Source organism: Prevotella sp. P4-98 (assembly GCF_002251405.1).
Classification (GTDB): domain Bacteria; phylum Bacteroidota; class Bacteroidia; order Bacteroidales; family Bacteroidaceae; genus Prevotella.
In genome coordinates, this window is record NZ_NPJC01000082.1 from 1 (window position 1) to 24,778 (window position 24,778).

The window sequence follows — 24,778 nt, forward strand, 5'->3', positions numbered from 1 at the left end:
ACCTCTTCGACAGACCGATTCTACCTTTTTACAACAAAGGTACGAAACTGTCTTTAGCAATCATAGTTTTACCTTGATTATTTAACATTTATGCGACTGCGTCGCATTCTTCTGCAAACTTAGAGTGGAATCCGTGTGCAGATTTTCCTTAAACCAGACCGCTTAGATCTATGGTGTATTGAGTAGGAAGTTGCTGTTCTCTCTTAATAAACATCAGCATGTAAATAGGGAGATAAGTGATTTTTCCAACTTTCTTCACATTATCATTACACAACACAATGGCTTTTGAAATCTGATAGGTAGTGGTACTCACCACATTCGTGAGTGCTTTGTGACGATCATAATCCTTACCCGATTTAACTTCTATCGGCAACACCTCTCCATTTTGCTCTATAACAAAATCTAGCTCTCCCTGTCGCTTGTTGTTATAATAATACAACGGGAAACCATGTGCCCAGAGTTCTTGTGCTACTGCATTCTCATATATCGAACCAAAGTTGATGGATGGTTCGTTATCCAAAATCTTCAATTGAATGCCATCCGCATAAAGACTTGCCAAAAGACCGATATCTGCTATAAACAGCTTGAATAAGTTTCGGCTGCTCGACAATATCAAAGGTACAGTAGGCTCCTCTACATTATATACGGGTAAGGCCACACCAGCATCTTTCAACCACAGGAAACTATTCTGATAACGTGAAAACTTGATGTTTTCATTCAGGTTCTTCAATATGAACCGCTTGTTCTTGGCATCAAGCTCAGCAGGTATCCTGTCAAAGATTTCCTGAATATACAATTTATGATTGGGGTCATATTTCGCAATATCCTGCTTATACAGACGTATGATGGCCTGTTGTTCTGCCATGACCTCTTGCAGATTATTGGTAGTGAGATATTTATCAACAGCTGCCGGCATTCCACCTACTATAAGATAAAGGCGGAATATCTCCATCATCTTTTCATGGATGAAGTCATCTACAACAGTACCGTCTGCAAAATGATTCCTTAAAGCTTCTATGATTCTATCGTTGATACCAACGGCTGCAGCAAACTCCTCCAAATCGAGCGGATACATGTCTTTCACATCCATATATCCCACTGGTGCAGAACGGAGGTTCTTAGTTTCCTCTCCCAATAAGCTGCCGCTTAAAATATAGCGATAACTCCCCTCTTCTACCAGAAATTTGATGGCGGTTACGATTTCGGGGCATTCCTGCACTTCATCAAAGAACACAAGGGTATTATCCTTGATTAAATCCTGGCTGGTTACCGTGGAGAGACGCAATAAGATGTCTTGACTATTCTTCGCCTTGCTGAAGACCTTTACCAAGCCAGGATTTTCGATGAAATTGATTTCTATGAATCTTTCAAAATGTTCATGTCCAAAACGACGGATAGAATATGTTTTTCCTATCTGTCTTGCTCCTGTCAGCATCAACGCTTTCTTATCTGTAGCGAAAAAGTCTGCTAAATAGTTGTCTATCTTGCGTTTAATCATACTTCTATTTTCTTTTATAATGCCAAACGGGGGTTGCTTGTCCGTTTTTCCATGGCAAAAATAATAAATTTTGTCCGTTTTTCCAAGATATACATACGTATTTTTGTCCGTTTTTCCAAGATTTAACACTTTTCTTCCCTGGAATGACTCATCGGTTCATCGGATCATCGGATATTAGACGGATTTTATACGGATGTTTTTTGGTTGCGCGAGCGCAAGATGTTTTGGAGTAGCGAAGACAGAGTGAAAGCGCGCTTTCACTATGCTGAGTCACGACAAAACAAACCATAGGTAAATCTTTTGTGGAAATCTTTTTAAAGAAGTTGCTTACGCAAGAAATAATCTGAAATTCAGGGAGGCAGCAAATAAAATCTTTAAGAAAATCTCAACTGAAAATGCGCTCGAATACCTCGCTTCTGGGAAGGGTTTTATTTTGGATCGCCTACGGCTCGACATCTTAACGAAAATCTTTAGAAGAATCTTTAACAAAAATGAAGTCTGAAGGCTGAGGTCTGAAGGCTGAGGTCTGAAGTCTGAGGTCTGAAGTCTGAGGTCTGAAGGAGTGGTCTTTGTCATCCTACGAAAATCTTAAAAATAACCTTTAACCTTTAACCTATAACCTATAACCTCCGTGTTCCGTGTGCTCCGTGTGTTCCGTGGATAAAAAAAATTCCATGTAATCCGTGAAATTCGGGTGAACGGGTGACCATGTGTGACATTAAAAAGTATTATAGTACCGCAGCACAGACTTTGCGGAACCAATCGAGTTTTTTGCCACTCATTTCTGCTATGGATAAGTTTTCTTTGTTTACATCTTCAGGTTCAAATTCATAATAAGAATCTTCAGAGGGGAGATAATCCTCTGGAAAATCTTCTATGGAATGGGCTTGGAAATTGTGATGATGTCCTTCGTTATCTATATCAACAGTATATACTATGTCGTCTAATGGCGAACTTAAAATATTACGTAATGTCTGCTTTTTTTGGGTGTACTTCAGGATGGTGTCGTAATCGGTTCTGATGAACATCCAACGATTGTCTGCATCATCTTGGTCTATCCAATAGAAGAGATAGTTGTCGCCATTGATAGTTACATAGTGTGACAACAATGGTCCATCAAAATATATAAGATCGGCCACTTTCTTGAACTTGTCGAAATTGCGATTCCTGATGCTTATACCTTTTATTGTTTTCATAATTTGTCCTTCTCTAATTTAAATGTTTTGGATAAGTCACATGATGGAAACTCAAATAGGTTATAATGTCCGTTACTGGCTGGGGGTGTGATGTTGCCATCGTTATTGGAAACAATTCCAGAAGAAATACTTATATGTTCCCATCTGTCTGTGGTTTAAATCCGTTTGCAAAAATAAGCAATATTTCTCTTTTATGCAAGTTTTTAGGCTTTTTCTGCCAGAAATGGCTCACGGATCATCGGATCATCGGATTGTTTTCGTTAAGCCATGAGCAGAATCTAACTTTCCGATTAAGTGAGCGAAAAATCAAGCTCGCTTGAAGTTTTCCGATCGTGAGGAAAGTCAACGAAGTTAAGCTCGCTTTAATTATGCCATGGCGAGAAAACAAAGGCGTATGCCAATTTATACGGAATTTATACGGATGTTTTTGGGGTTGCCTACGGCAAGAAATCTTTGGAGGAAATCTTTTTTAATAAGATGTTGCCTACGGCAAGAAATATTTTAAGGAAATAGAATCTTAAATAGATTTCTGGACCGTTTAGGTCCTTAGATTTTTACCAAAGATTTCCTCTAAGATTTCTTGCCGACAGGCAACTAAAAATATAATCTTCAACAAAAATCTCGACTGAAAATGCGCTCGAATACCTCGCTTTTGGGAAGGACTTTATTATGGATCGCCTACGGCTCGAAATCTAAACTAGAATCTTGAATAAAATCTTTAACAAAAATGAAGTCTGAAGTCTGAAGTCTGAGGTCTGAAGGCTGAGGTCTGAAGGCTGAGGTTTATCATCCTACGATAATCTTAAAAATAATCTCTAACCTTTAACCTTTAACCTTTAACCTTTAACCTCTAACCCATAACCTATAAACTCCGTGTGCAAGGCTATTTCCAGGTTTCCGCTACCAGTTGCAGGCCTTTTTCTGTGCATACACCACGGAGGGGAACAAGGAAGAAATTGTAGTAGAGCTCGTCCATGGTATAGGTTGACAAGAGCTTGTTTTCGATGATGGCATCGGTGACGGAGTCACAAAGGATGAGAAAGAGATTGTAGTTAATGTCGGAACGGAAGAAACCTTGCTTAACACCTAAATGCATGAAATCTAATATCTCGGCGCACTTCTGGGCCCTGACTTTCTGCATGTATTGCTCTATCTTAGGATAGCGATGGATGTCTTCGTAGAATGCAGGACAGATATTGCGGGAGGCGTTACTATTGACGCGATAGGCTTCCTTCAGTATCTCCATCACATTATGACCTTTGCTGGCATAGGATTGTATCTGGTCGTGACGCAGACGGTCGCGCTTGCTGATGCCTTCATACAATAAAGCCTCTTTGTCATCATATATTTCATATAAGGTGCGCTTGGATATGGACAAGGCTGTTGCTATGTCGTCCATCTTAACCGCCTTTACACCTTTTTTCTCAAACGCAGCCATGGCTGTTTCCAGTATCTTATCCCTTAATCCTATACGATAATCAGTCAAATCTCTTGTTATTTCCTGCATAAGTAACCATTTTGCCCACAAAGTTACTAAAAAGATTAAAAAGGTTGATGTTTTTTCGCGTATTTTCGCTCATTTTTTGTAATTTTGTGCTGTTTTTAATGGAACAAACGTAAAGCTACTTATATTATTATGGTAAAAATCTCTAAAGAGGCCGCCCTCAACTATCATGAGGCTGGCCGTCCTGGAAAAATTGAAGTGAAGCCTACCAAGGCTTACCGTACACAGACAGACCTGTCGCTCGCCTACTCTCCTGGTGTTGCCTATCCGTGTCTTGAGATCCAGCAAGACCCTGAGGCTGCCTATCGATATACTGACAAAGGAAACCTCGTGGCTGTAATCTCTAACGGAACGGCTGTTCTTGGACTGGGTGATATTGGCGCCATGAGCGGCAAACCCGTCATGGAGGGTAAGGGCCTCTTGTTTAAAATCTATGGTGGCATCGATGTGTTCGATATCGAGGTGGCTGAGAAGGACCCTGAGAAATTCTGTGAAGCGGTAGAGAAGATTGCGCCTACCTTCGGCGGTATCAACCTTGAGGATATCAAGGCGCCTGAGTGCTTCTATATCGAGGAGCGCCTGAAGCGTACTCTCGACATCCCCGTGATGCACGACGACCAGCATGGTACGGCTATCATTTCTGCTGCCGGACTGAAAAATGCCCTTGAAGTGATTGGTAAGGATATTAAAAAGGTGAAGATCGTGGTCAACGGCGCGGGTGCTGCTGCCATCTCTTGTACCAAACTCTATATGGCTATCGGCGCTCAAAAGGAGAATATCCTGATGCTCGACTCGAAGGGTGTGATCACTTCTGACCGCGAGAACCTGAACGAACAGAAGAAATACTTTGCTACCGATCGTCGTGATGTGCATACCCTGGAAGAGGCTGTCAACGGAGCCGACGTTTTCGTAGGTCTGTCGAAGGGTAACGTGCTCTCGCAGGATATGGTGAAGTCGATGGCTAAAGATCCTATCATCTTCGCCTTGGCTAACCCCGTACCTGAGATCTCATACGAGGATGCCATGGAGGCTCGTCCCGACACCTTGATGTCAACAGGTCGTACTGACTATCCTAACCAGATCAACAACGTGATTGGTTTCCCATACATCTTCCGTGGTGCACTCGACGTTCACGCTACCGCCATTAACGAAGAGATGAAGCTGGCTGCCGTTCACGCTATTGCCGATCTTGCCAAACAGCCTGTACCCGACGTGGTCAACGATGTCTATAAGGTGAACAACCTCACCTTCGGTCGCCAGTACTTCATTCCGAAACCTGTTGACCCTCGTCTCATCACAGAGGTGAGTGCTGCCGTTGCCAAAGCTGCCATCGAGAGTGGCGTGGCCCGCAAGACCATCGAGGACTGGGATGAATACAAGCGTTCGCTGTCGGTATTGCTCGGTCAGGAAACCAAACTGACTCAGAAGCTCTACGCTACTGCCTCGGCTCATCCACAGCGTGTGGTATTTGCTGAAGCTGTACACCCCACTATGCTGAAAGCTGCCGTACAGGCGAAGGCTGAAGGCATCTGCCACCCCATCCTGCTGGGTAACGACGAGGTGATTGCGAAATTGGCCAAACAGCTGGACCTCAACCTCGACGGTATCGAGATTATCAACCTGCGTCATCCTGACGAGCAGGAGCGCCGCGAGCGTTATGCACGTATCCTGACCGAGAAACGCCAGCGCGACGGATACACCTTCCAGGAGGCTAACGATAAGATGTTTGAGCGCAACTACTTCGGTATGATGATGGTGGAGACTGGCGAGGCTGATGCTTTCCTCACGGGTCTCTATACCAAATACAGCAACACCATCAAGGTGGCAAAAGAGGTAATTGGCATCCGTCCGGAATACAAGCATTTCGGTTCGATGCATATCATCAACTCTCAGAAGGGTACCCTGTATATTGCCGATACCATGGTGAACGAGAATCCTGATACCGACGCACTTGTTGATATCGCACGTCTGGCGGCTACCAGCGTACGCTTCTTCAACGAGAAACCGGTTATCTCGATGATTTCTCACTCTAACTTCGGCAGCTCTACTTCTGATGGGGCACAGAAAGTGCGCAAGGCTACGGAAATCATGCAGCAGCAATATCCTGAACTGGCTATCGACGGTGAGATGCAGCTGGGCTTTGCCCTCGACCGCGAACTCCGCGACGAACAGTATCCTTTCAGTCGCCTGAATGGTAAGGATGTGAACACACTCGTATTCCCCAACCTCTCATCAGCACGCTCAAGCTATAAGATGCTGCAGATGCTGGATGCGGACGTCGAGATTATCGGCCCGATCCAGATGGGACTCAACAAACCTATCCACTTCATCGACTTCGGAGCCAGCGTGCGCGACGTGGTGAATATCGTGGCTGTTGCTACCATCGATGCCTACGTGGATAAGGTGAAGAAACGCATCAACGCTGCTAAATAATAACATACTCAGGGAGTTCCCACTCCCTCTCTCTATACGATATGGGAGCCGACAGACTTTTTGCCGGCTCCCATATTTGGGCTTTCACAGGTAATGGCCCGCAGACTGACAAACTCGGAAAGAAATGACGCTTACAACATCACAACAACGACATCATTACCGCGAACTGCTCGTGCTGGGCATTCCCATTATCATCGGCCAGTTGGGCACCATCGTACTCGGTTTTGCCGATACGCTCATGATAGGTCATCACAGCACAGAAGAACTGGCTGCCGCCGGCCTGGTCAACAATATCTTCGGTCTTGTACTTATCGCCTATATGGGTTTCTCCTACGGACTGACGCCTGTCGTAGGACGACTCTATGGTATGGGGCAAAACGAAGCCGTAGGAGGAAAAGTGAAAAACTCTCTTGTGGCCAACGGTGTTGTCGGCTTGCTGTTTACAGCCGTCATGACCTTCCTCTATTTCAATCTTGAACACATCGGACAACCTGACGAACTGCTGTCGCTCATCCGGCCGTATTTCCTGGTCAATCTGGCGAGCATCCTCTTTGTCGGTCTCTTCAACACGCTGAAACAATTCTTTGACGGTATTGCACAAACCAAAGTGGCGATGTGGACCATGGTGGGCGGTAACCTGCTGAATATTCTCTTCAACTGGCTTCTCATCTATGGCGTGGGCGGTTTTCCTGAAATGGGACTCCTGGGTGCCGGTATTGCCACATTAGGGTCGCGTGTCTTCATGGCTCTCGTCCTCGTTGGCGTGATGCTCTCCTGCCGACGCTACAAGACCTATCGCCTCCACTTCCTCTCCTATCCTATCAACAAAGTGGATTTCATAGAAATGAACCGCTTGGGCTGGCCTGTTGCCTTGCAACTCGGCATGGAGAGTGCTGCGTTCAGTCTGAGTTGTGTGATGGCAGGATGGTTGGGTACGATTCCTTTGGCTGCCCATCAGGTGATGATTACCATCTCGCAACTGTTCTACCTGATTCTGTCGGGATTGGCAGCTGCCATGGCGATACGCGTCAGCCATTTCGTGGGACAACGCGACTTTGCTGCCGTGAAGGCTAATGCGATGGATGGTTTCCGTCTGAACCTCTTTATCTCCTTGGTGCTGAGCATCCCAATCTTGCTGTTCCGCAACCATATCGGCGGTTTGTTCAGCGAGAATATCGAGGTGCAACTGTATGTGTCGGGGTTGATTCTCATCTTGGCGCTCTATCAGTTTGGCGACGGCATGCAATACGCGTTTGCCAATGCCTTACGTGGAATAGCCTGCGTACAACCGATGGTGACCTATGCCTTCATCGCCTATTTCGTGGTCAGCCTACCCTTGGGATATACCCTCGGCTTTATCTGCGATCTGGGTATCTATGGCATCTGGACGGCTTTCCCCTTTGGTCTGACCATCGCGGGATTCCTATACTACATCAGATTCAAAAAGGAACTCAATAAAATGTCACATTGATGAAATCATCGGAACTTAGATGGATTTTTTTAGTTGCCTACGGCAAGAAATCTTTGGGGGAAATCTTGTTTAAGATGTTGCCTACGGCAAGAAATATTTTAGGAAGATAACAATATTATTAAATAGATTTCTGGACCGTTTAGGTCCTTAGATTTTACATGAAGATTTCCTCTAAGATTTCTTGCGTAAGCAACACAAAACAAAATCTTTAACTAGATTTTTTTCCGTGTGTTCCGTGTAATCCGTGGATAAAAAAATTCCGTGTGACCGTGTAAGATAAAACAACGAATATGAAAAAGAATGAACGTGATGCTTTGATTTTTGCGAGATTTCGCGAGAAGATGCCCAATCCAACAACAGAATTGCAGTTTGGCAGCATCTTCCAACTACTTGTGGCGGTAATGCTTAGTGCACAATGTACCGACAAACGCGTTAACCAGGTTACGCCTGCTCTTTTCAAACAATTTCCTGATGCACGCAGTCTGGCAGAAGCAGAAGCCGATGAGGTCTATGAGTACATCAGGAGCGTATCGTACCCCAATGCCAAAGCCGCCCATCTGGTTGAGATGGCTCGTGAATTGATGACGCATCACAATGGGGAGGTTCCTGCGACGATGGAAGATCTTCTGACACTTCCCGGCGTGGGTCGTAAGACGGCCAATGTGCTATTGAGTGTGGCATTCGGACAGTCTGCCATGGCTGTAGATACCCATGTGTTCCGCGTCAGCCATCGGTTAGGTATCGTCACGAGGTCTGCCTCTACTCCTTTGTTGGTTGAGCGTCAACTCTTGCGCATCATCCCTTCTGCCGATATTCCCCTTGCTCACCATTGGCTGTTGCTCCATGGTCGTTACGTTTGTACGGCTCGCAAGCCCCATTGTGCTGATTGCTTCCTGCGCGACCTCTGTCCTTCTGCCATCCGGTGAAAGGTTGCACACAGATGACACGGATTCTTCTAATGTCGCACGGAAATCAATCATCGGATCTTAGAGGGATGTTTTTGGGGTTGCTTCGCAAGAAATCTTTGGAGGAAATCTTTAATGAAATATGGCCTTTGGCCAGAAATCAATCATCATCGGATCTTAGACGGATGTTAGACGGATTTTTTTTTGGTAGCCTGAAGGCTAGAAATCTTTGGAGGAAATCTTGTTTAAGATGTTGCCTACGGCAAGAAATATTTTAGGAAGATAACAATATTATTAAATAGATTTCTGGACCGTTTAGGTCCTTAGATTTTACATGAAGATTTCCTCTAAGATTTACCTATGGTTTGTTTTGTCGTGACTCAGCATAGTGAAAGCGAGCTCTCACTCTGTCTTCGCTACTCCAAAACATCTTGCCGACAGGCAACTAAAAATATAATCTTCAACAAAAATCTCGACTGAAAATGCGCTCGAGTTCCTCGCTTCTGGGAAGGACTTTATTATGGATCGCCTTACGGCTCGAAATCTTAACGAAAATCTTTAAGAGAATCTTTAACTAGAATCTTTTCCGTGTGATCCGTGTGATCCGCGGATAAAAAAATTCCGTGTGATTGTGGATAAAAAAATTCCGTGTGACTTTTTCGGGGGAGATAAAAAAGGAGCGGATTACGGGACTCGAACCCGCGACCCTCGGCTTGGGAAGCCAATGCTCTACCAACTGAGCTAAATCCGCATGGAGAAAAATAATGTGTCTTTTAAGACAACAGGAGTCAGAACATAGGTTCTAACTCCTGTATGAAATGAGCCGATAGCCGGACTCGAACCGGCGACCCACGCATTACGAATGCGTTGCTCTACCAACTGAGCCATATCGGCAACATTCAAAGAACGCCTTTTTGTTTAAGCGGATGCAAAGATACTAATAAAAAACGAAATCACAAAACTTTTCTTTATAAAGTTATACGTGAAAAGGTTCTCCCTACCCCAACTTCCAACCGTTGAAAACGAGGATTACAAACGATATCGTCTCTCGTCGTTCATTCCTTGTTTCAGTCTATCGAGACGGTTGGACCGCCTTGTTATGAACAAACGAGGCTGTAGAGTACGGCACAGAAGGCTGTCAGGACAAGGACAAGGACGGGTATCTCGCAGAAATACATGCCATAGGCTACGGGTTTCGCAACACGGAGATAGAGGCGATAGACGCCATAGCCTACCAGTCCGCCCCAGAGCAGACCGACAAGGATGTCGCCAGGATAATGCACGCCAAGGTATATGCGCGTCCAACAGTTGACCAACGACCAGCCTATCAGAAAATACGATAGGATGCGGTTGCGTGTCAATAACGAGAAGAAGACCGCCAAACTAAACGTATTGGCGGCATGGGCGGAGAAGAAACCGTAGTTGCCGCCACGATAGTCGTTGACGACATCGACGAGGATACCTATCTGTGGGTCGTGGGTAGGTCGCCATCGGGCAACCAACGGTTTGACAATGGTGTCGTCGATGGTTCCTGCCAATACCACACAGAGACCTGCTGCGCCTAATACCAGAAGCACCTGTGAAACGCTATTGTTGCATCGCAGCACCATATAGAATAATGCGATATAGAGTGGAATCCACGTACGGGCATTGGTCAGGATTACTGCCAGTTGGTCAACAAACAACGAGTCGCTACCGTTGAGCATCAACAACAATTGCTGGTCAAACTGAATGATTGTTTCCATGTGGGTTACAGCCTAAATAATCTCTATGGTTTCTACGGCAATCCATCCGCGCTTTCCATCTGCCAAGCGTATCTCGCGCCATCCCTTCATCGTATTGTCTGTGATGGTGACACGTGTTCCTTCGTGTATGGTAAACAGATCGGTACCGTTTTTCGCCGGGGTACTCTTGACCGAAACGGTAGGCGCCACGACGATGGCTCCATCACGATGCAGGAGCTTGTCGCGCTGTTGCCAAGCAAAGAGGTTGGCCAAGAGGAATATCATCACCAAGGCGAGAGCGCCGAAGAATCCCGTCTTTCGCATCCACACGCGATCTACGAAGAGATAGACCAACGCCAGTATGATGGCAAGCGCTAACGAGACAAGCGCCAACCATGCCCATGCGTCAACACTCATGAGATTGACCAGGGAATGGTACCAGGTGACGAAGAACATCTCCGTTTCCGGTGTGATGCGATCGATGGTTTTTGATTGTGCCATCTGTAGGTTGAAACGAATATCCTCGTCGCCAGGCGAAAGGAGTAGTGCACGCTCATAATTGAGAATAGCCCGTGTGATATTATCGGTACGATACCAGGCATTACCCAGGTTGTAGTAGAGGTCGGCATCCTCCCCTTGCTTGAGCAATTCCTCGTAGATATGGATGGCCTGCTGGTAGCGCTCATGGGTATAGGCGCTATCGGCATCAGCCTTCGTCACCTTTTGCGCTTGTAGCGTCAACGGCATCATCAACATCAGCGTGAGACAGCATCCCAAGGCTATTGTTCCAACAAAGCGTTTGGCAGCTGTGGTATGTTGTATAGCATATTTTATCATGACTTCACCTCTCTTCCTTTTTCGATATATGTAATAGCCTCTATGGCAGCTTCATACACCTTGTTCATATTACCATGCGCATCACCAGGAGCGTAGCGCGCAAACTCACATTCATCAAGGGCTCCGATGAAGAGTTTGATAGTTTCGCCATCTACCTGACGATCGCCAAGGCGCTGGCTGATATTCTCGCGTGAGAGTTCGGCAACAGGAATATTGAGTTTATCGCCCACGTATCCCCAAAGGGCACGCAACACCTCGTCGTAGAACTCATTCTGCTTGTCGGCCTTCAAGAGTTTGGCGGCTGTACGAAGTCGTCGTATGGCCACCTTGTTGGCCCGTTTGCCACGCATCTTCACTACGTTAGCCTGATCGATGGCTCGCTGGCGGAATACTACAAACAGGGTAACGAAGATGCCCAGCAGGACAACAAGGACAGTCCAGTAGGCTGTTGACGCGAAGAAGGTGTCGCCCAACATTCTGGGATTGACCTCTCCGGTCTTTATAAAGCGGATGTCTTTATTGACTTGTTGCAGTTCTTCGCTAGCAAAGGTTGACGACGAACTGCCACTACCCTTAGCAACCTTCAAGGTAAAGGGTTGTGAGCGTAACGTCTTATAACTGCCCGTCTTGGTATCGAAATACACAAACTCGATAGGTTTCAGTTCGTAATTGCCTTGATGGCGAGGTACGATGAGGATATCGTAGATCATGCTACCCTCAATACCGTTGGTAGAGAGTTTTGTCTTATCGGTTATCTTCGCATCATACTGGTCAAAATCCTTGGGCAGTTCGACAGCCGGTTGCTTGATGAGCTTCATATTACCCACTCCACTCACGACAATACGCATGGTCACGGGATCGTTGGCCTTGACCTCTTGTTTGTCGAGAGAGGCAGATAGCGAGAACGTTCCTACTCCACCAGAGAAATTGGTAGGACGTGCAGGCAACGGATCTACGGTAATGGTCAGTCCCGGCGCTTTGATAATCTTCTTGACCTCTGTATATCCCGAACCTCCGTTGAAGAAGGCTTCAAAGGGATCGACGTCGCGGTTTTCAAGCATCACCATGCCCTCGTAATCCAAACTTGGAATTTCAAGGCGTCCTGTGGTCTGCGGGAACATCACATACTGTTGCCAGGTAACGGTACGATAAGGACGTCCGTTGAGGGTCTCGACATGGAAGCTCTTCTGTTGTGGTAGCGGAACCTCACGGGTATAGAAACTCTTCAGATCAGGCATCTTACCATTGAGCGAGGTCAGATTGACCAAGGTATAGACCTTATAGGTCAGCAAGATAGGCTCTTGTTCGTGGACGCGTCGCTTGTTGGCGCTAACCTTCATAAAGAGCGTATTACCCGTGATGCGGTTGCTCATGGCAGAACCATGATTCTCCGAGCGTTGTCCACGGCCTTGCTGTGAAGACGAGGCAGAGCCCGACACCTTGATGCGTAATACGTTGGAGTGGATCTGCTTTCCTGCTGCCACAGCACGTGCGGCAGGAATGGTATAGTTTCCAGCTTTGTTTGCACAGACAATATAGGTAAAGGTAACCGACGAAGAGCTGGAAGTCTTTCCGTTGATCATCTGAAAACTCGACTGCGTACTGGTACGCGGTCCCATCAGCACCTCCAGGGCTTCCGGGATATTACCTGCACGAAAATCGTTTACATCATCCGTATTGACCGTATAGGTAAGACGGAACTGTTCTCCTACGGCAACTTGCGAGGGAGCACGTCCCACCAGGTGCTGTCCGAATGTCGTTACCGACATGAGCAGCATCGCGACCAATGGGATCAGCCATTGTGCATGTTGAATAGTTCTATCTGTGGTATTGTTCTTCATTTCTTTCCTGTTCAATGGGTCTTGACTTTGAAACTGAATAGTTATTATGTAAATAGCTTGTATCCATTACCAGTTTTTCTGCAACCTGCGTTTCTGCTGATGCTGCTGTTGAGCTTTCTTGATGCGCTGTTGCGTATTCTTTTCTTCCTGCATGGCAGCATTCAACAGTTGTTCTGCATTTTCCTTACTCATCTGTGGTTTCTGCTGTTGCTGTTGTTGCTTCTGCTTGTCTTGCTTCTGCTTGTTATTCTCCTGTTTTTGCTGCTTTTGCTTATCGTCTTTTTTGTCTTTATTGTTTTGTTGAGGTTGCTGCTGTTGCTTCTGCTGTTTCTGTTGACGTTTGCAGAGTTCAAGGTTGTAACGCGTCTCGTTATCGCGAGGATTATTGCGCAAAGCCTCCTTATACGCCTCTATGGCATCGCCATACATCTTGAGCGTCTGACAAACGGTACCTATGTTATGGTAAGCCTGCGCACGACGATACGGGTTTTGTTCCAGTTTGGCAGCACTCTGAAACTGCTGTATGGCAGCCGAGTCTTTGCGTTGCATCAGGAGGGCATTACCCAGATTATATATAGCCTGAGGATTGCGGTCGTTGCGTTCCAACGCCTTGCGATAGCTGGTTTCCGCTTCAGCATAATTGCCAGCCCTGAACTGTCGATTGCCCTTTCTGACATAGTCACGGTCGGACTGCGCCTGCACGTTGAGCGTAGCCGCAAGAAGCAAGAGCAGGAGCATCATGGGTTTCTTTCGGCTGAAGAGGTGAAGCTTGCTGAGATGAGGATTGCGAACCTCAAGGATACAGATTTCTATGATCAGCAAGAGCATGACGAGGATGGCAACCGCCTGAAACTGTTCGTCGAAATCGCTATAGATAGTTACAGCCGTTTCCTTCTTAGAGAGTTTGTCGAGTTCTGCGTTGAGTTGCTCTTGAGCGTTGGAATTGTTTTCCACGTGAATATAGGCTCCGCCTCCAGCTTCAGCCACCTGTTTACACATATCTTCATTCAAAGCCGACATGACAGTCTGCCCTGTTTCGTCTTTGATGTAATCGTTACCGCCGCCGATGGGGATAGGCGCTCCTTTAGGAGATCCTATGCCAAGAACAAACACACGCATGCCTTTGTCTTTTGCCTCACGTGCAGCCTCAAGCGCCCCACCCTCATGGTCTTCTCCATCTGTTATCACGATGATGGCCTTGCCAATACCTTGTTCCTGCGTAAAACTGTTTGTTGCCATTTTAATGGCGGCAGCAAGGTCGGTACCCTGTACATCAATCATCGAGGGATCGATATTGCTCAAAAACATTTTAGCAGAAACGTAGTCGCTCGTAATAGGCAGTTGCACAAAGGCGTCGCCGGCAAATACGATCAGTCCGATCTTGTCGTTGGTGAAATGGTCAACAAGGTTTTCTACCATCATTTTGGCTCTGTCGAGACGACTTGGTGCCACATCTTCCGCCAACATAGAATTGGAAATATCCATGGCGATGATGGTTTCAATACCCGTTCGCTTCTCATGGTTGATCTTGGTACCCATCTGCGGACGCGCCAGCATCACGATCATGAGCGCCAAGGCTGCAATCAGCAATATGAATTTCACCCGTGGACGATGGCGAGAAACGTTGGGCATCAACTCGCGTACGAGATTGATATCGCCAAATCGTCTGAGGCGTTTCTTTTGTTGATACACCATCCAGAATTGCATCAACACCAGAATCGGTATCAATATCAGCAAATAGAGATATATGGGGTCTTCAAATCGAAACATAATGCAGTTCTCCGATAATTTTAAGGTAGTTTTCTGAATATGGTAAGTCGTAAGAGCAATTCGAGAAGCAACAGGAGGCATGCTGCCAAGGCAAAGGGCTGATAAGCCTCATAGCGTTTGCTGAACTGCGTCACGTTGAGTTTAGACTTTTCGAGTTTGTCGATTTCTCGATAGATATTCTGCAACTCCCGGTTGTTTGTTGCGCGATAGAAGCCGCCATCTGTTGCTGCGGCAATTTCACTCAAGGTCTTACTATCTATTTCTACAGGGATATTGACATACTGCACACCACCGGCAACAGGCATGGGATAAGGAGCCACCTTATTGGTACCTACACCGATAGTATAAACTCTGATGCCAAGACTTTTGGCAATTTCAGCAGATGTCATGGGCGACAAGTCGCCACGGTTGTTACTACCGTCGGTCAGCAGAATGACAACCTTGCTTTTCGCCTTAGAATCCTTCAAACGGCTGACAGCATTGGCAAGTCCCATTCCGATGGCTGTTCCATCCTCGATAAGTCCTCTCGTTGCCAAGTCGGTTCTGACACCCCGTAGCAGGTTGAGTACCGAAGCGTGGTCGGTCGTCATAGGACATTGTGTAAACGCCTCACCCGCAAATATCGTCAGACCAATATTATCGTTGGGTCTGCCGGCAATAAACTCAGCAGCCACTTGTTTGGCAGCCTCAATACGATTAGGCTTTAGGTCTTCTGCCAGCATAGATCCAGAGACGTCCATCGCCATCATGATATCGATACCCTCCACCGATTTGTTTTTCCAGGAGTTATGGGTTTGAGGTCGTGCCAATATCAATACCAACAGTACGAAAATCGCCAGCCTCAACAACAATTGTATCGGCATCAAGGTCACCTTCCAGCTCCGTGCTGCAAACCTATAGGCATGGGTATCGCTCAACCGCACGGTAGGTTCGGTTTTCTTCCGATACATCAGATACCATATCACATACGGTATCAGCAGTAACAGCAGCAGGAAATATTCTTTATTTGCAAATTCCATTCTAATTCATTATTTATATCCACTCGCCGAGAAGCAACACATGATAAACGGCATAAACGAGCATAGCCACACATGCCACGACAATCAGGCTGATAACGGTTTTGAGCAGTCGTCTTGTTTTCAGAGAGCGTTGGTCAGCTTCTGTCAACTCAGGTTTCTGGACTTCCTCTGTGGCAACCGCCTCCTGTTTCGTCTGGTCGATAAAGGCAATAGCGTTAACCAGGTTGGCGTCGTTCTCGTTGATGAGTGTAGAATATTTGGCAAACTTCACCAAATCGGCCGTGATGAACAGCTGGCGGAGTTCGTCGATCATAGCCTGGTCGCGCGAAGACGTCAGGCGTTCTATAATCTCTCCACTTGTCATCTCCATGGCAGAGAAATGGTAGCGCTCCTCTATATATTTACGAAGCGTATCGGTAAGTTTCGTATAGTACTCCTTCGGATTCTCCGACGACACCATACGTTCTGCCTTGATCTGCTCTATCTCCTTCATGGCCTTCTGGTGTGGCAACAGTCGCTTCACGATACGCAAAGTCTTGATGATAGGTTTGTTGTCGCGCAGGCGAAGGTAGAGGTAATAAGCCACAGCCATCAGGAGCAAAGAGAGAATGCTCAACCAAAAAGGAAGAGCCCACTCAGCCCATGAGAATGGGTTGTCCTGTACATCCTTCGGACCATAGAACTTATCGAGTTTGGTTGTATCAACCTCAACTTCTATCACCTTTAGTGCCAGACTCTTAGTAGGATATACTTTCCCGTTTACTTTAACGCGAAATGCGGGCAGATAATAGAGTTTTCCGTCGAAAGACGTCAAGGTATAGATGCGTTTAACCTGCATGCGTCCATCGCTCACATCTTCAGTCTGTTCGTCGCTTACAGCCAACACCTCCACTCCCGGTACGATATTCTCACGAGGTTTGAAACTCGGCATGTTGACCTTAGACTGCTGTGGAACTGTTGCGGTCACAGTCACATGCACCTGCTCTCCTATCATCATCTCAAGTGAGTCGATACGAGCTTCTACATCCACCTGCGCCAAGATCGTAGCAGGCAATAATGCAAGGATAAATAATATCAGGTGTTTCATGCTTATCAACTTCTCTTTTTAAATAGCAGCAACAGGTGTTTGACAAAATCATCACCTGTGGAAATGCTTACCATGTCAACATTGCTCTTGTTCATGGTCTCTCGCAAATGCTGTTGCATCCGATTCCAATATTGCTCGTGAGCACGTCGCAAGCGCTTGCTGCTGGTATCAATATACTGTTCATAGCCGGTTTCAGCATCAACCACACGCATCAATCCCACATCGGGTAATGACTTGGCAAAACGGTCATAGACCTGAACTGCAACAACATCATGTTTTCTGTTGCAAATCTGAAGGGGATGCAAGAAATCCTTCTGGTCGTAAAAATCGCTCAACACGAATGCGGTACAACGATGTTTAACAACACTTGTAAGAAACTGCAACGCTCCCTCTATGTTCGTTCTCTTGCTTTCAGGGTGAAAGTCGAGCATTTCGCGTATGATATAAAGGATGTGTTTACGTCCTTTCTTCGGAGGGATATACTTCTCGATATGGTCGGAAAAGAATACCACTCCTATCTTATCATTATTCTGAATGGCGCTAAAAGCAATGGTGGCAGCTATTTCTGTCACCATATCGCGCTTCATTTGGCTTTGCGTGCCGAAGTCAAGCGATCCGCTGACGTCTATGAGTAGCATGACGGTGAGTTCGCGCTCTTCTTCGAAGACCTTGACATAAGGGCGATGGAAGCGTGCTGTCACATTCCAGTCGATATCTCTGACATCATCTCCGTACTGGTATTCGCGCACTTCGCTGAAAGCCATTCCACGGCCCTTGAAAGCAGAGTGATACTGGCCTGCAAAGACGTTAACGCTCAGTCCTCTGGCCTTGATTTCTATCTTTCTTACCTTTTTTAGTATTTCAGCGGTTTCCATTTGTTTGATCTGATTCGTTGTTTATAATCACTTCAATAAGACAGGCGACAATCAAGGTACTTCCACCTTATTGATGATCTTTGAAACAATTTCCTCACTTGTCACATTGCTTGCCTCTGCCTCATAGGTCAGACCGATACGATGACGCAATACATCGTGTGCCACGGCGCGTACATCCTCAGGAACAACATATCCGCGACGTTTGATAAAGGCATAAGCGCGGGCAGCCTTCGCCAGATTGATAGACGCACGCGGACTTCCGCCGTATGCTATGAGGTCTTTCATGTCTTTCAGTCCATAGCGATCAGGATAGCGAGTGGCAAATACGATGTCGGCAATATACTGTTCGATCTTCTCGTCGATATAGACCTCGCGTACCACGTTTCTTGCATTAAGGATTTCCTGAGCCGTAGCGACAGGTTTCACTTCAGGAAGTTTTCCTGCGATATTCTCGCGGATGATGCGTTTCTCCTCTTCGAGTGTAGGATAGTCGATCACCACCTTCAGCATGAAACGGTCCATCTGTGCTTCTGGAAGTGGGTAGGTACCTTCTTGTTCGATGGGGTTTTGTGTAGCCATCACAAGGAATGGTGTGGGCAAATCAAATGTTTCTTTGCCAATAGTCACCTGTTTTTCCTGCATGGCTTCGAGCAACGCACTCTGTACCTTGGCAGGAGCGCGGTTGATCTCATCTGCCAATACGAAGTTGGCGAATACCGGACCTTGTTTCACCTGGAAGCGCTCGTCTTTCTGCGAATAGATCATCGTACCTGTCACGTCGGCAGGCAAGAGGTCTGGTGTGAACTGTATGCGGCTGTAAGTTGCATCAATCAGTTGTGAAAGGGTCTTGATGGCAAGTGTCTTTGCCAGACCAGGCACACCTTCGAGCAATATGTTTCCGTCGCTGAGAAGTCCGATGAGCAACGACTCTACGAGATGCTTCTGTCCTACTATTACTTGATCCATTCCTGTCACGAGATTGGTGACAAATCCACTTTGCTGTTCAATCCGGATGTTAAGCTCCCGGATATCAATTGATTCTGCCATAGTTATATTCTATTTTTGTTTATTTCTGTTTTACGTGATGCAAAAGTAATCAATTCCTATAGGAAAGTTCTCATGCAAGTATCTAAATAATATTAAAAAAGTTTCCTACGTCTTACAATTTAAGAAACTTTTTCATATCATAACATTTTAGCTGTATATTTGAGATTTATACCAAATCAAAAATGCCTGTCGGGCTCTTTCTTTTGAGTACTTCCAGTTGCAGGTCGGCACCCGCCACGATACCATGGTTACGCAAAATGGCCTCAACGGTCTTACGGGCAAGTTCCGGATGGTTGTTCTCTTCACTCAGGTGACAAAGCCAGACATGCTTCAGGTGTTCGCTCATGTTCTCCACAAGTGCTTCTCCACATTCTACATTACTGAGATGTCCGGTATGCGAGAGTATGCGCTCTTTAAGAAAAGCCGGATATGGACCGTTTTTCACCATTTCAACATCGTGGTTAGCCTCGATGACGAGATAATCTGCTTTGCTGATGTATTCTTTCATTTCATCGGTTACATAACCAGCATCAGTAATCACACAGAATGCGGTTCCTTCCGCTTCTACCATATACCCCACATTATCGCTACTGTCATGTGGAACGCCAAAGGGAGTAATCTTGAAGTCGCCTATGGTAAAAGAAGTGCCCTTTTCTACATAATTTACATAGTCTGAGGGGACTTTCTGTTGGACACAATAATTTTTGGTAATACCTTCGTGCACCACTTTCGTCGTATACACAGGAACGTGTTGGTCTTTGCTGAACGAACCTACCGATTTGATATGGTCTGCATGATCATGGGTCACAAGTACATGATGCACCTGTGAGAAACTTAATCCATAATCTCTGAAGTTCTTTTTCAAACTTCTAAGTCCTACTCCGATATCTATCAATAGTCCATCCGTCGGCGTAGTCAACAGATAACAATTTCCGCTACTGCCGCTTCCAAAGGATATAAATCTTAGCATTTGGTTTTAAATTTATCTGCAAAAGTAATAAAAAAAAGTCACATTTTTCTTATCTTTGCAACGATTTTTGGATATTTTAAACTTATGAAGAAAATTGTATTATACATTTGCACCATGATTATGGCGTCTTGTAGCCTGATAGAAGTGCATCAAAAGGAGTCTGAAGTTGCAGCAAAATCATGGGCTGAAGCCTTTTTCAGCTTCGACCTTGCACGTGCCAACCAACTGACAGTTGAAGAGAGTCGGCCTTGGTTACATTTCATGGCTTCTAACATTACAGACGAAGATTTGGATTTCGCCAATTCGGAGGATGCCTCCACGTCGGCACATATCGACGATGTGACGGAACTTCCGGGTGATACGATGTGCCTGATAAAGTTGGTTGTGGATAATGCCTTTGTTGCCGACTCCATAGGTTCCCGAGCTCATCTCGTTGACGAATACCACACGACCGTTACTGTGGTAAAACGTCATGGCCATTGGATGGTTAGAATGGCAGGCCTACCGCGAAATGAAATGCAAAATCGCGACTAAAATCCGGATGTAACAGAGGGTAATGTTCCTTTGATGTAGTATAAGCAGGATTAACGGCTTTCATACCCATATCAAAGCGAAGGATGAAGTATCCAAAATTCAATCGGAATCCCATTCCGTAGCTTACTGCGAGTTGTTTCAAGAACTCGTCAAACTTGAATTGTCCACCCGGTTGGTCGTCGTAAGAACGGATGGTCCAGATGTTACCGGCATCAACAAAAAGCGCACCTCCTATTTTCCAGAACAGATGTGTGCGATATTCCATGTTAAGGTCCAGCTTCATGTCTCCCGTCTGGTTGATGAAGTCGATACGTCCGTCCTTGCTGACATACGAACCAGGACCAAGTCCGCGAACACTCCATCCGCGCACGCTATTGGCTCCACCCGCGAAATATCGTTTTTCAAACGGCAGGATAGTACTGTTTCCATAGGGATAAGCAATTCCAAATCCGGCATGGAATACGAGTTGGTTGTTGTAGTCCAACTGTATGTTACGTGTGAAGTCAACATCCCCCTTCACGTATTGTGCATAGGCAATATCAAGGAAAGTGTATTGTCCCTGTGCGTTTTTATGGAAATTCAACGCATGTGCTGCGCCATGAAGCAGATTGCCTGCTGTTTCTGCATTGGCTTTAATGGCAATACGTCCGTTGTTGTAGGTATACCCCATACCTATTTTCATAATGAAAAGGTTCTCGTAATTATAGCGCAGGATGGCATTCTTGCTTTCGGTATCGTTAAGATACTCATTACGAAACGTTTCACTTATCCATGGCATGGAGATATAGTTGAGATCAAGCAGGTCTATGCGATAACGGTCATGATGCCTACTGTCATTCCATTTGTATTTCCATGCTACAGAAAAGACTCGTCGATGGAACTCCGGTCGGTTTTGAAGGTCGTATAGCATCGACACTTCACTTGTGGCATTAATGCGACGTCTGAAGCTGTTGGCAAGAAAAGGTGCGATGAATCTTGGGAATGTCAATTTGGTTTCTACGCTATACTCTTCAAAATTGTCGTTACCATAGCCTTCCAGCCCCTTGATAGCCTCAAACGCGCCACGCAGTTCTATGGTAAGGTTTTCTGCTCCCTTGAAGAGGTTGCGGTTCTGATAGGTTAGCGCAACAGCAGCACCAAAATCTCCTGCTGTATTCGTTCCTTCGGGTTGAAAAGAGATGGTGGAGGGTTTGTTGGTACTCAGATGGATATTACAATCGAGAAGACGTTCTCGCTGGTGTTCTTCCCATGAAATACTGGTGTATTTGACGGCTCCGAGTCTTCCGAAATGTGCATAGGTATCTTGCAATTTCTTTGCCGAATACAATTCTCCCGAACGTATAAAAGTATTGCGTTGCAAGACTCTTTTTCGAAGATGAATGATACTGTCTTCGCTATCTCCACTCAGATGGTTGACTTTCCCTATCCTATAACTGAGGTGTGGTATTTCATTCCCGTCATGGTCGGTATTGGCATGGATGACAAGTGTCAGGTTGATAGCTTTTTCACCCGGCATAGAATCGGCTCGAAAGGTGATGAAATCCTTGTTGAATCTGAAATATCCCCTGTTGGCCAATTCGCCGACTAATCGGTTGCGTTCGTTATCTAAATTCTCAACGCTAAAGCGCATATTCTCTTTCAGCCCTCTATGCTCAGGCAGGTCCAAACGCAACAGATTGGCAATGGCAGTATCCCGTACTTCATAATTCACCTTTCCCAAATAATAAGGCTCACGAGGGTGAACATGGTACGTCACGTTGATCTTACGTTTCTTTTCTTTGAATGTCGCATCTACAGAAGCACGCAGATAACCCATATTCTGCAATCTCATCTGTAAATCCTGCATGGAGCGTGTAGTACTCAACGTGTCGTAAATGACAGGAGCCTCTCCTATGTTTTTTAGGGTACGGTTGATCCATTTCGACGAGTCTTTACCTGCCAACGAGTAGGTTGACAATGGTAGTTTGAACGACGAGAACCATCTTGTATTACCTTTTTGGCGTACATACGATTTGAGATTGGCGGAATTTACATCTCTGTATTTTCCGTCACTTTCCACCTTGACTCTATTGAGCAGGTATTGGCCTTCTGGCACATATTTGGTTTCTGAGCAGCCACAGAGCATCAACCCTATGACTCCTGTTATTATCATGATCGTATGTCGCATTCTGTTTACAAAGGTAGTGCAATTCAGGGGAAATACAAAACAAACCTACAAATTTTATCTGTTCAACAACTAACTTGCGTTCTGATTTTACCATAATCAGGCCGTTTGGCTGAACAGACAAATGTGTTTGAACGGTTCAAAGAAATATGTCCACTTTCTCTTGTTAATGCGAACCAATATACAGGAATATCATTCCCAGCAGCACCAACGCCAAATCGACAGCCTTGGCGCGAAGGTTCTTCTCATGGAAGAAGGCAGCACCAAAGAGGAACGACACGATAACCGAACCACGACGCACCATCGACACGATAGATATCATGGCATCGGGCAACGAGAGGGAATAGAAATACACGAAATCAGCTGTAGAAAGGAAAATGCTGACTCCGATAATTGACCAATGCCAATGAAATGGCGTGGTCTGCTTGTGTTTGGGCCACCAGAGAATGGCAAGCATGATGAGCATCATACCACATTGATAGATGTTATACCACGACTGTACCATCATACGATCAAGCCCAACGCCTCCGCTTCCTTCGGGAGCCATCAGGTACTTGTCGTAAAGTCCGCTAATCGCTCCAAGAACAGCAGCACCAACTATCATCCAGATCCAATGGTTGTGCCGGAAGTCTATTCCTTCTTTTTTACCACTCCTACTCAACATCATAAACGACATGACGGCCAACAAGACTCCCATCCATTGCCAACCGTTAAGATGTTCTCCAAATACGAGTAACGCTCCTACAAGTACCATGACCGGACGTGTGGCGTTAATCGGACCTACTATCGTCAAGGGCAGATGTTTCATGCCGAAATAGCCTAACACCCAACTGCTCAGCACGATCAAGGATTTGAGGACGATGTATTTATGCATCTCCCATCCGCCTGAAGCAACATGGAATATGGTATTGTCGAGAATTTCTGTCTGACCACTCAGAATGATGAATGGTAAGAAGATTATCGACGAGAACAGGGTGTTGAGAAACAACACAGGAATGACGGCATTTTCGCGTAGAGCTTCTTTCTTGAATGCATCATAGAAGCCCAATAATGTTGCCGACAAAAAAGCCAATAATAACCAAGTCATCTTTTTAACAATCTTTTATGTGTTTATTATTTGAAAAAATGTATCGTTGTTTGAAATACTTAATATTCTACCCGTTCAAGAAACAATGCTTTGGCGGGCATCGACTCGCCTGCTTGGGTACGATGTCCACTCTCAATAACCCGTCGAAACTCCTCAAGGGTCATGCGGCCTCGCCCCACTTCTATGATCGTACCGACAACGGCCCTTACCATATTCCGAAGAAATCTATTGGCACGTATCTCGAAATACCACTCCTCTGGAGCGGTTTGATGCCATTGTGCATGGGTTACCTTACAGAGCGTGGTCTTGACGTCGCTTCCGGTTTTGCAAAACGAACCGAAATCGTCATATTCCATCAGTATAGCCCCAGCTTGATTCATGAGTCCGAAATCGAGCTGATAATGCATCTGCAGGCTAAACTGCTGGCAAAAGGGATTCCTGCCGTAGTGGATATAATAATGGTAGGTTCGGGCGGTAGCCGAAAAACGAGCATGTTTATCGGCTGCAACCGCCTCTACCTTAGAAACTCCTATATCGTATGGCAATACGCCATTGAGGCGCTTGACCATGTGTACACAATCGAAAACAACCTCAGTATCGAAATGTGCAGCCATTTGGCGTGCATGAACTCCTGTGTCAGTTCGTCCTGCTCCTGTCACGTGAATATCCTCACGGAGAAGGAGTGAAAGTGCACGTTCCAATTCTTCTTGAACTGTAATACCATTGGGCTGATACTGCCATCCATGATAACGTGTTCCATCATAACCAAACCATACGAAATATCTCATTTTCTTAACTTGTTTGATTGTTTCTTTT

19 protein-coding genes and 2 tRNA genes are annotated in these 24,778 nt (G+C 45.7%); 4 read left to right on the forward strand and 17 right to left on the reverse strand.

Annotated features, from left to right (window positions below; all coding sequences use genetic code 11):
• Nucleotides 1–148 precede the first annotated feature (148 nt).
• From CIK96_RS12195 to CIK96_RS12205, 3 genes are all read right to left on the reverse strand, one after another.
• Entirely contained in the window at nt 149–1,498 is a 1,350-nt protein-coding gene (locus CIK96_RS12195) for an ATP-binding protein (RefSeq protein WP_094440735.1), read from the reverse strand.
• 728 nt (nt 1,499–2,226) lie between these two features.
• Nucleotides 2,227–2,694, reverse strand: coding sequence for a DUF6575 domain-containing protein (locus tag CIK96_RS12200; RefSeq protein ID WP_094440736.1), 468 nt, complete (start codon nt 2,692–2,694; stop codon nt 2,227–2,229).
• 883 nt (nt 2,695–3,577) lie between these two features.
• A complete protein-coding gene (locus tag CIK96_RS12205) occupies nt 3,578–4,201 on the reverse strand; it encodes a TetR/AcrR family transcriptional regulator (RefSeq protein WP_094440737.1) in 624 nt (207 codons plus the stop codon).
• A 129-nt stretch (nt 4,202–4,330) separates the two neighbouring features.
• Here CIK96_RS12205 and CIK96_RS12210 point away from each other — a divergent pair, with 129 nt between their 5' ends.
• From CIK96_RS12210 to nth, 3 genes are all read left to right on the forward strand, one after another.
• Nucleotides 4,331–6,631, forward strand: coding sequence for an NADP-dependent malic enzyme (locus tag CIK96_RS12210; protein WP_094440738.1), 2,301 nt, complete (start codon nt 4,331–4,333; stop codon nt 6,629–6,631).
• A 124-nt stretch (nt 6,632–6,755) separates the two neighbouring features.
• Nucleotides 6,756–8,102, forward strand: a complete 1,347-nt coding sequence (locus CIK96_RS12215) for an MATE family efflux transporter (RefSeq protein ID WP_094440739.1) — start codon at nt 6,756–6,758, stop codon at nt 8,100–8,102.
• Nucleotides 8,103–8,392: 290 nt separating this feature from the next.
• Nucleotides 8,393–9,028 (forward strand): endonuclease III, encoded by a 636-nt coding sequence (gene nth / locus CIK96_RS12220; RefSeq protein ID WP_094440740.1) that lies wholly within the window; start codon nt 8,393–8,395, stop codon nt 9,026–9,028.
• Between the two features lie 657 nt (nt 9,029–9,685).
• Here the strand turns inward: nth and CIK96_RS12225 are convergent.
• The 11 genes from CIK96_RS12225 to CIK96_RS12275 form a co-directional block, all read right to left on the reverse strand.
• Nucleotides 9,686–9,758: transfer RNA gene (locus CIK96_RS12225), tRNA-Gly, on the reverse strand.
• 70 nt (nt 9,759–9,828) lie between these two features.
• Nucleotides 9,829–9,901: transfer RNA gene (locus tag CIK96_RS12230), tRNA-Thr, on the reverse strand.
• A 203-nt stretch (nt 9,902–10,104) separates the two neighbouring features.
• Nucleotides 10,105–10,752 carry a phosphatase PAP2 family protein gene (locus CIK96_RS12235; RefSeq protein WP_094391690.1) on the reverse strand — a complete coding sequence of 216 codons (648 nt, stop codon included), beginning with the start codon at nt 10,750–10,752 and terminating at the stop codon, nt 10,105–10,107.
• A 12-nt stretch (nt 10,753–10,764) separates the two neighbouring features.
• On the reverse strand, nt 10,765–11,568 hold the full coding sequence (locus CIK96_RS12240) for an SH3 domain-containing protein (protein ID WP_094440741.1): 804 nt from the start codon (nt 11,566–11,568) through the stop codon (nt 10,765–10,767).
• A complete protein-coding gene (locus CIK96_RS12245; protein ID WP_094440742.1) occupies nt 11,565–13,409 on the reverse strand; it encodes a BatD family protein in 1,845 nt (614 codons plus the stop codon). The genes CIK96_RS12240 and CIK96_RS12245 overlap by 4 nt, the downstream gene beginning before the upstream one ends.
• Before the next feature lie 66 nt (nt 13,410–13,475).
• Complete coding sequence (locus CIK96_RS12250) at nt 13,476–15,179, reverse strand: VWA domain-containing protein (RefSeq protein WP_094436263.1); 1,704 nt, start codon at nt 15,177–15,179, stop codon at nt 13,476–13,478.
• A gap of 20 nt (nt 15,180–15,199) precedes the next feature.
• Nucleotides 15,200–16,198 carry a VWA domain-containing protein gene (locus CIK96_RS12255; protein ID WP_094391686.1) on the reverse strand — a complete coding sequence of 333 codons (999 nt, stop codon included), beginning with the start codon at nt 16,196–16,198 and terminating at the stop codon, nt 15,200–15,202.
• Between the two features lie 13 nt (nt 16,199–16,211).
• Nucleotides 16,212–17,285, reverse strand: a complete 1,074-nt coding sequence (locus CIK96_RS12260; RefSeq protein WP_173839807.1) for a BatD family protein — start codon at nt 17,283–17,285, stop codon at nt 16,212–16,214.
• Nucleotides 17,286–17,290: 5 nt separating this feature from the next.
• Entirely contained in the window at nt 17,291–18,160 is an 870-nt protein-coding gene (locus CIK96_RS12265; protein ID WP_094391685.1) for a DUF58 domain-containing protein, read from the reverse strand.
• Nucleotides 18,161–18,211: 51 nt separating this feature from the next.
• Nucleotides 18,212–19,207 carry a MoxR family ATPase gene (locus CIK96_RS12270; protein WP_094391684.1) on the reverse strand — a complete coding sequence of 332 codons (996 nt, stop codon included), beginning with the start codon at nt 19,205–19,207 and terminating at the stop codon, nt 18,212–18,214.
• Nucleotides 19,208–19,373: 166 nt separating this feature from the next.
• Nucleotides 19,374–20,177 carry an MBL fold metallo-hydrolase gene (locus tag CIK96_RS12275; RefSeq protein ID WP_094440743.1) on the reverse strand — a complete coding sequence of 268 codons (804 nt, stop codon included), beginning with the start codon at nt 20,175–20,177 and terminating at the stop codon, nt 19,374–19,376.
• An 84-nt stretch (nt 20,178–20,261) separates the two neighbouring features.
• Between CIK96_RS12275 and CIK96_RS12280 the strand changes: the two genes are divergently transcribed.
• On the forward strand, nt 20,262–20,711 hold the full coding sequence (locus CIK96_RS12280; RefSeq protein WP_094391682.1) for a hypothetical protein: 450 nt from the start codon (nt 20,262–20,264) through the stop codon (nt 20,709–20,711).
• Here the strand turns inward: CIK96_RS12280 and CIK96_RS12285 are convergent.
• The 3 genes from CIK96_RS12285 to truA all read right to left on the reverse strand — a co-directional run bounded on the left by CIK96_RS12285 (nt 20,665) and on the right by truA (nt 24,750).
• On the reverse strand, nt 20,665–22,863 hold the full coding sequence (locus CIK96_RS12285; RefSeq protein ID WP_094440744.1) for a BamA/TamA family outer membrane protein: 2,199 nt from the start codon (nt 22,861–22,863) through the stop codon (nt 20,665–20,667). The two genes, CIK96_RS12280 and CIK96_RS12285, sit on opposite strands and share 47 nt — an antisense overlap.
• A 178-nt stretch (nt 22,864–23,041) precedes the next feature.
• Entirely contained in the window at nt 23,042–23,962 is a 921-nt protein-coding gene (locus tag CIK96_RS12290) for a DMT family transporter (RefSeq protein ID WP_094391680.1), read from the reverse strand.
• A 59-nt stretch (nt 23,963–24,021) separates the two neighbouring features.
• A complete protein-coding gene (gene truA, locus CIK96_RS12295) occupies nt 24,022–24,750 on the reverse strand; it encodes a tRNA pseudouridine(38-40) synthase TruA (protein WP_094440745.1) in 729 nt (242 codons plus the stop codon).
• Nucleotides 24,751–24,778: the final 28 nt, after the last annotated feature.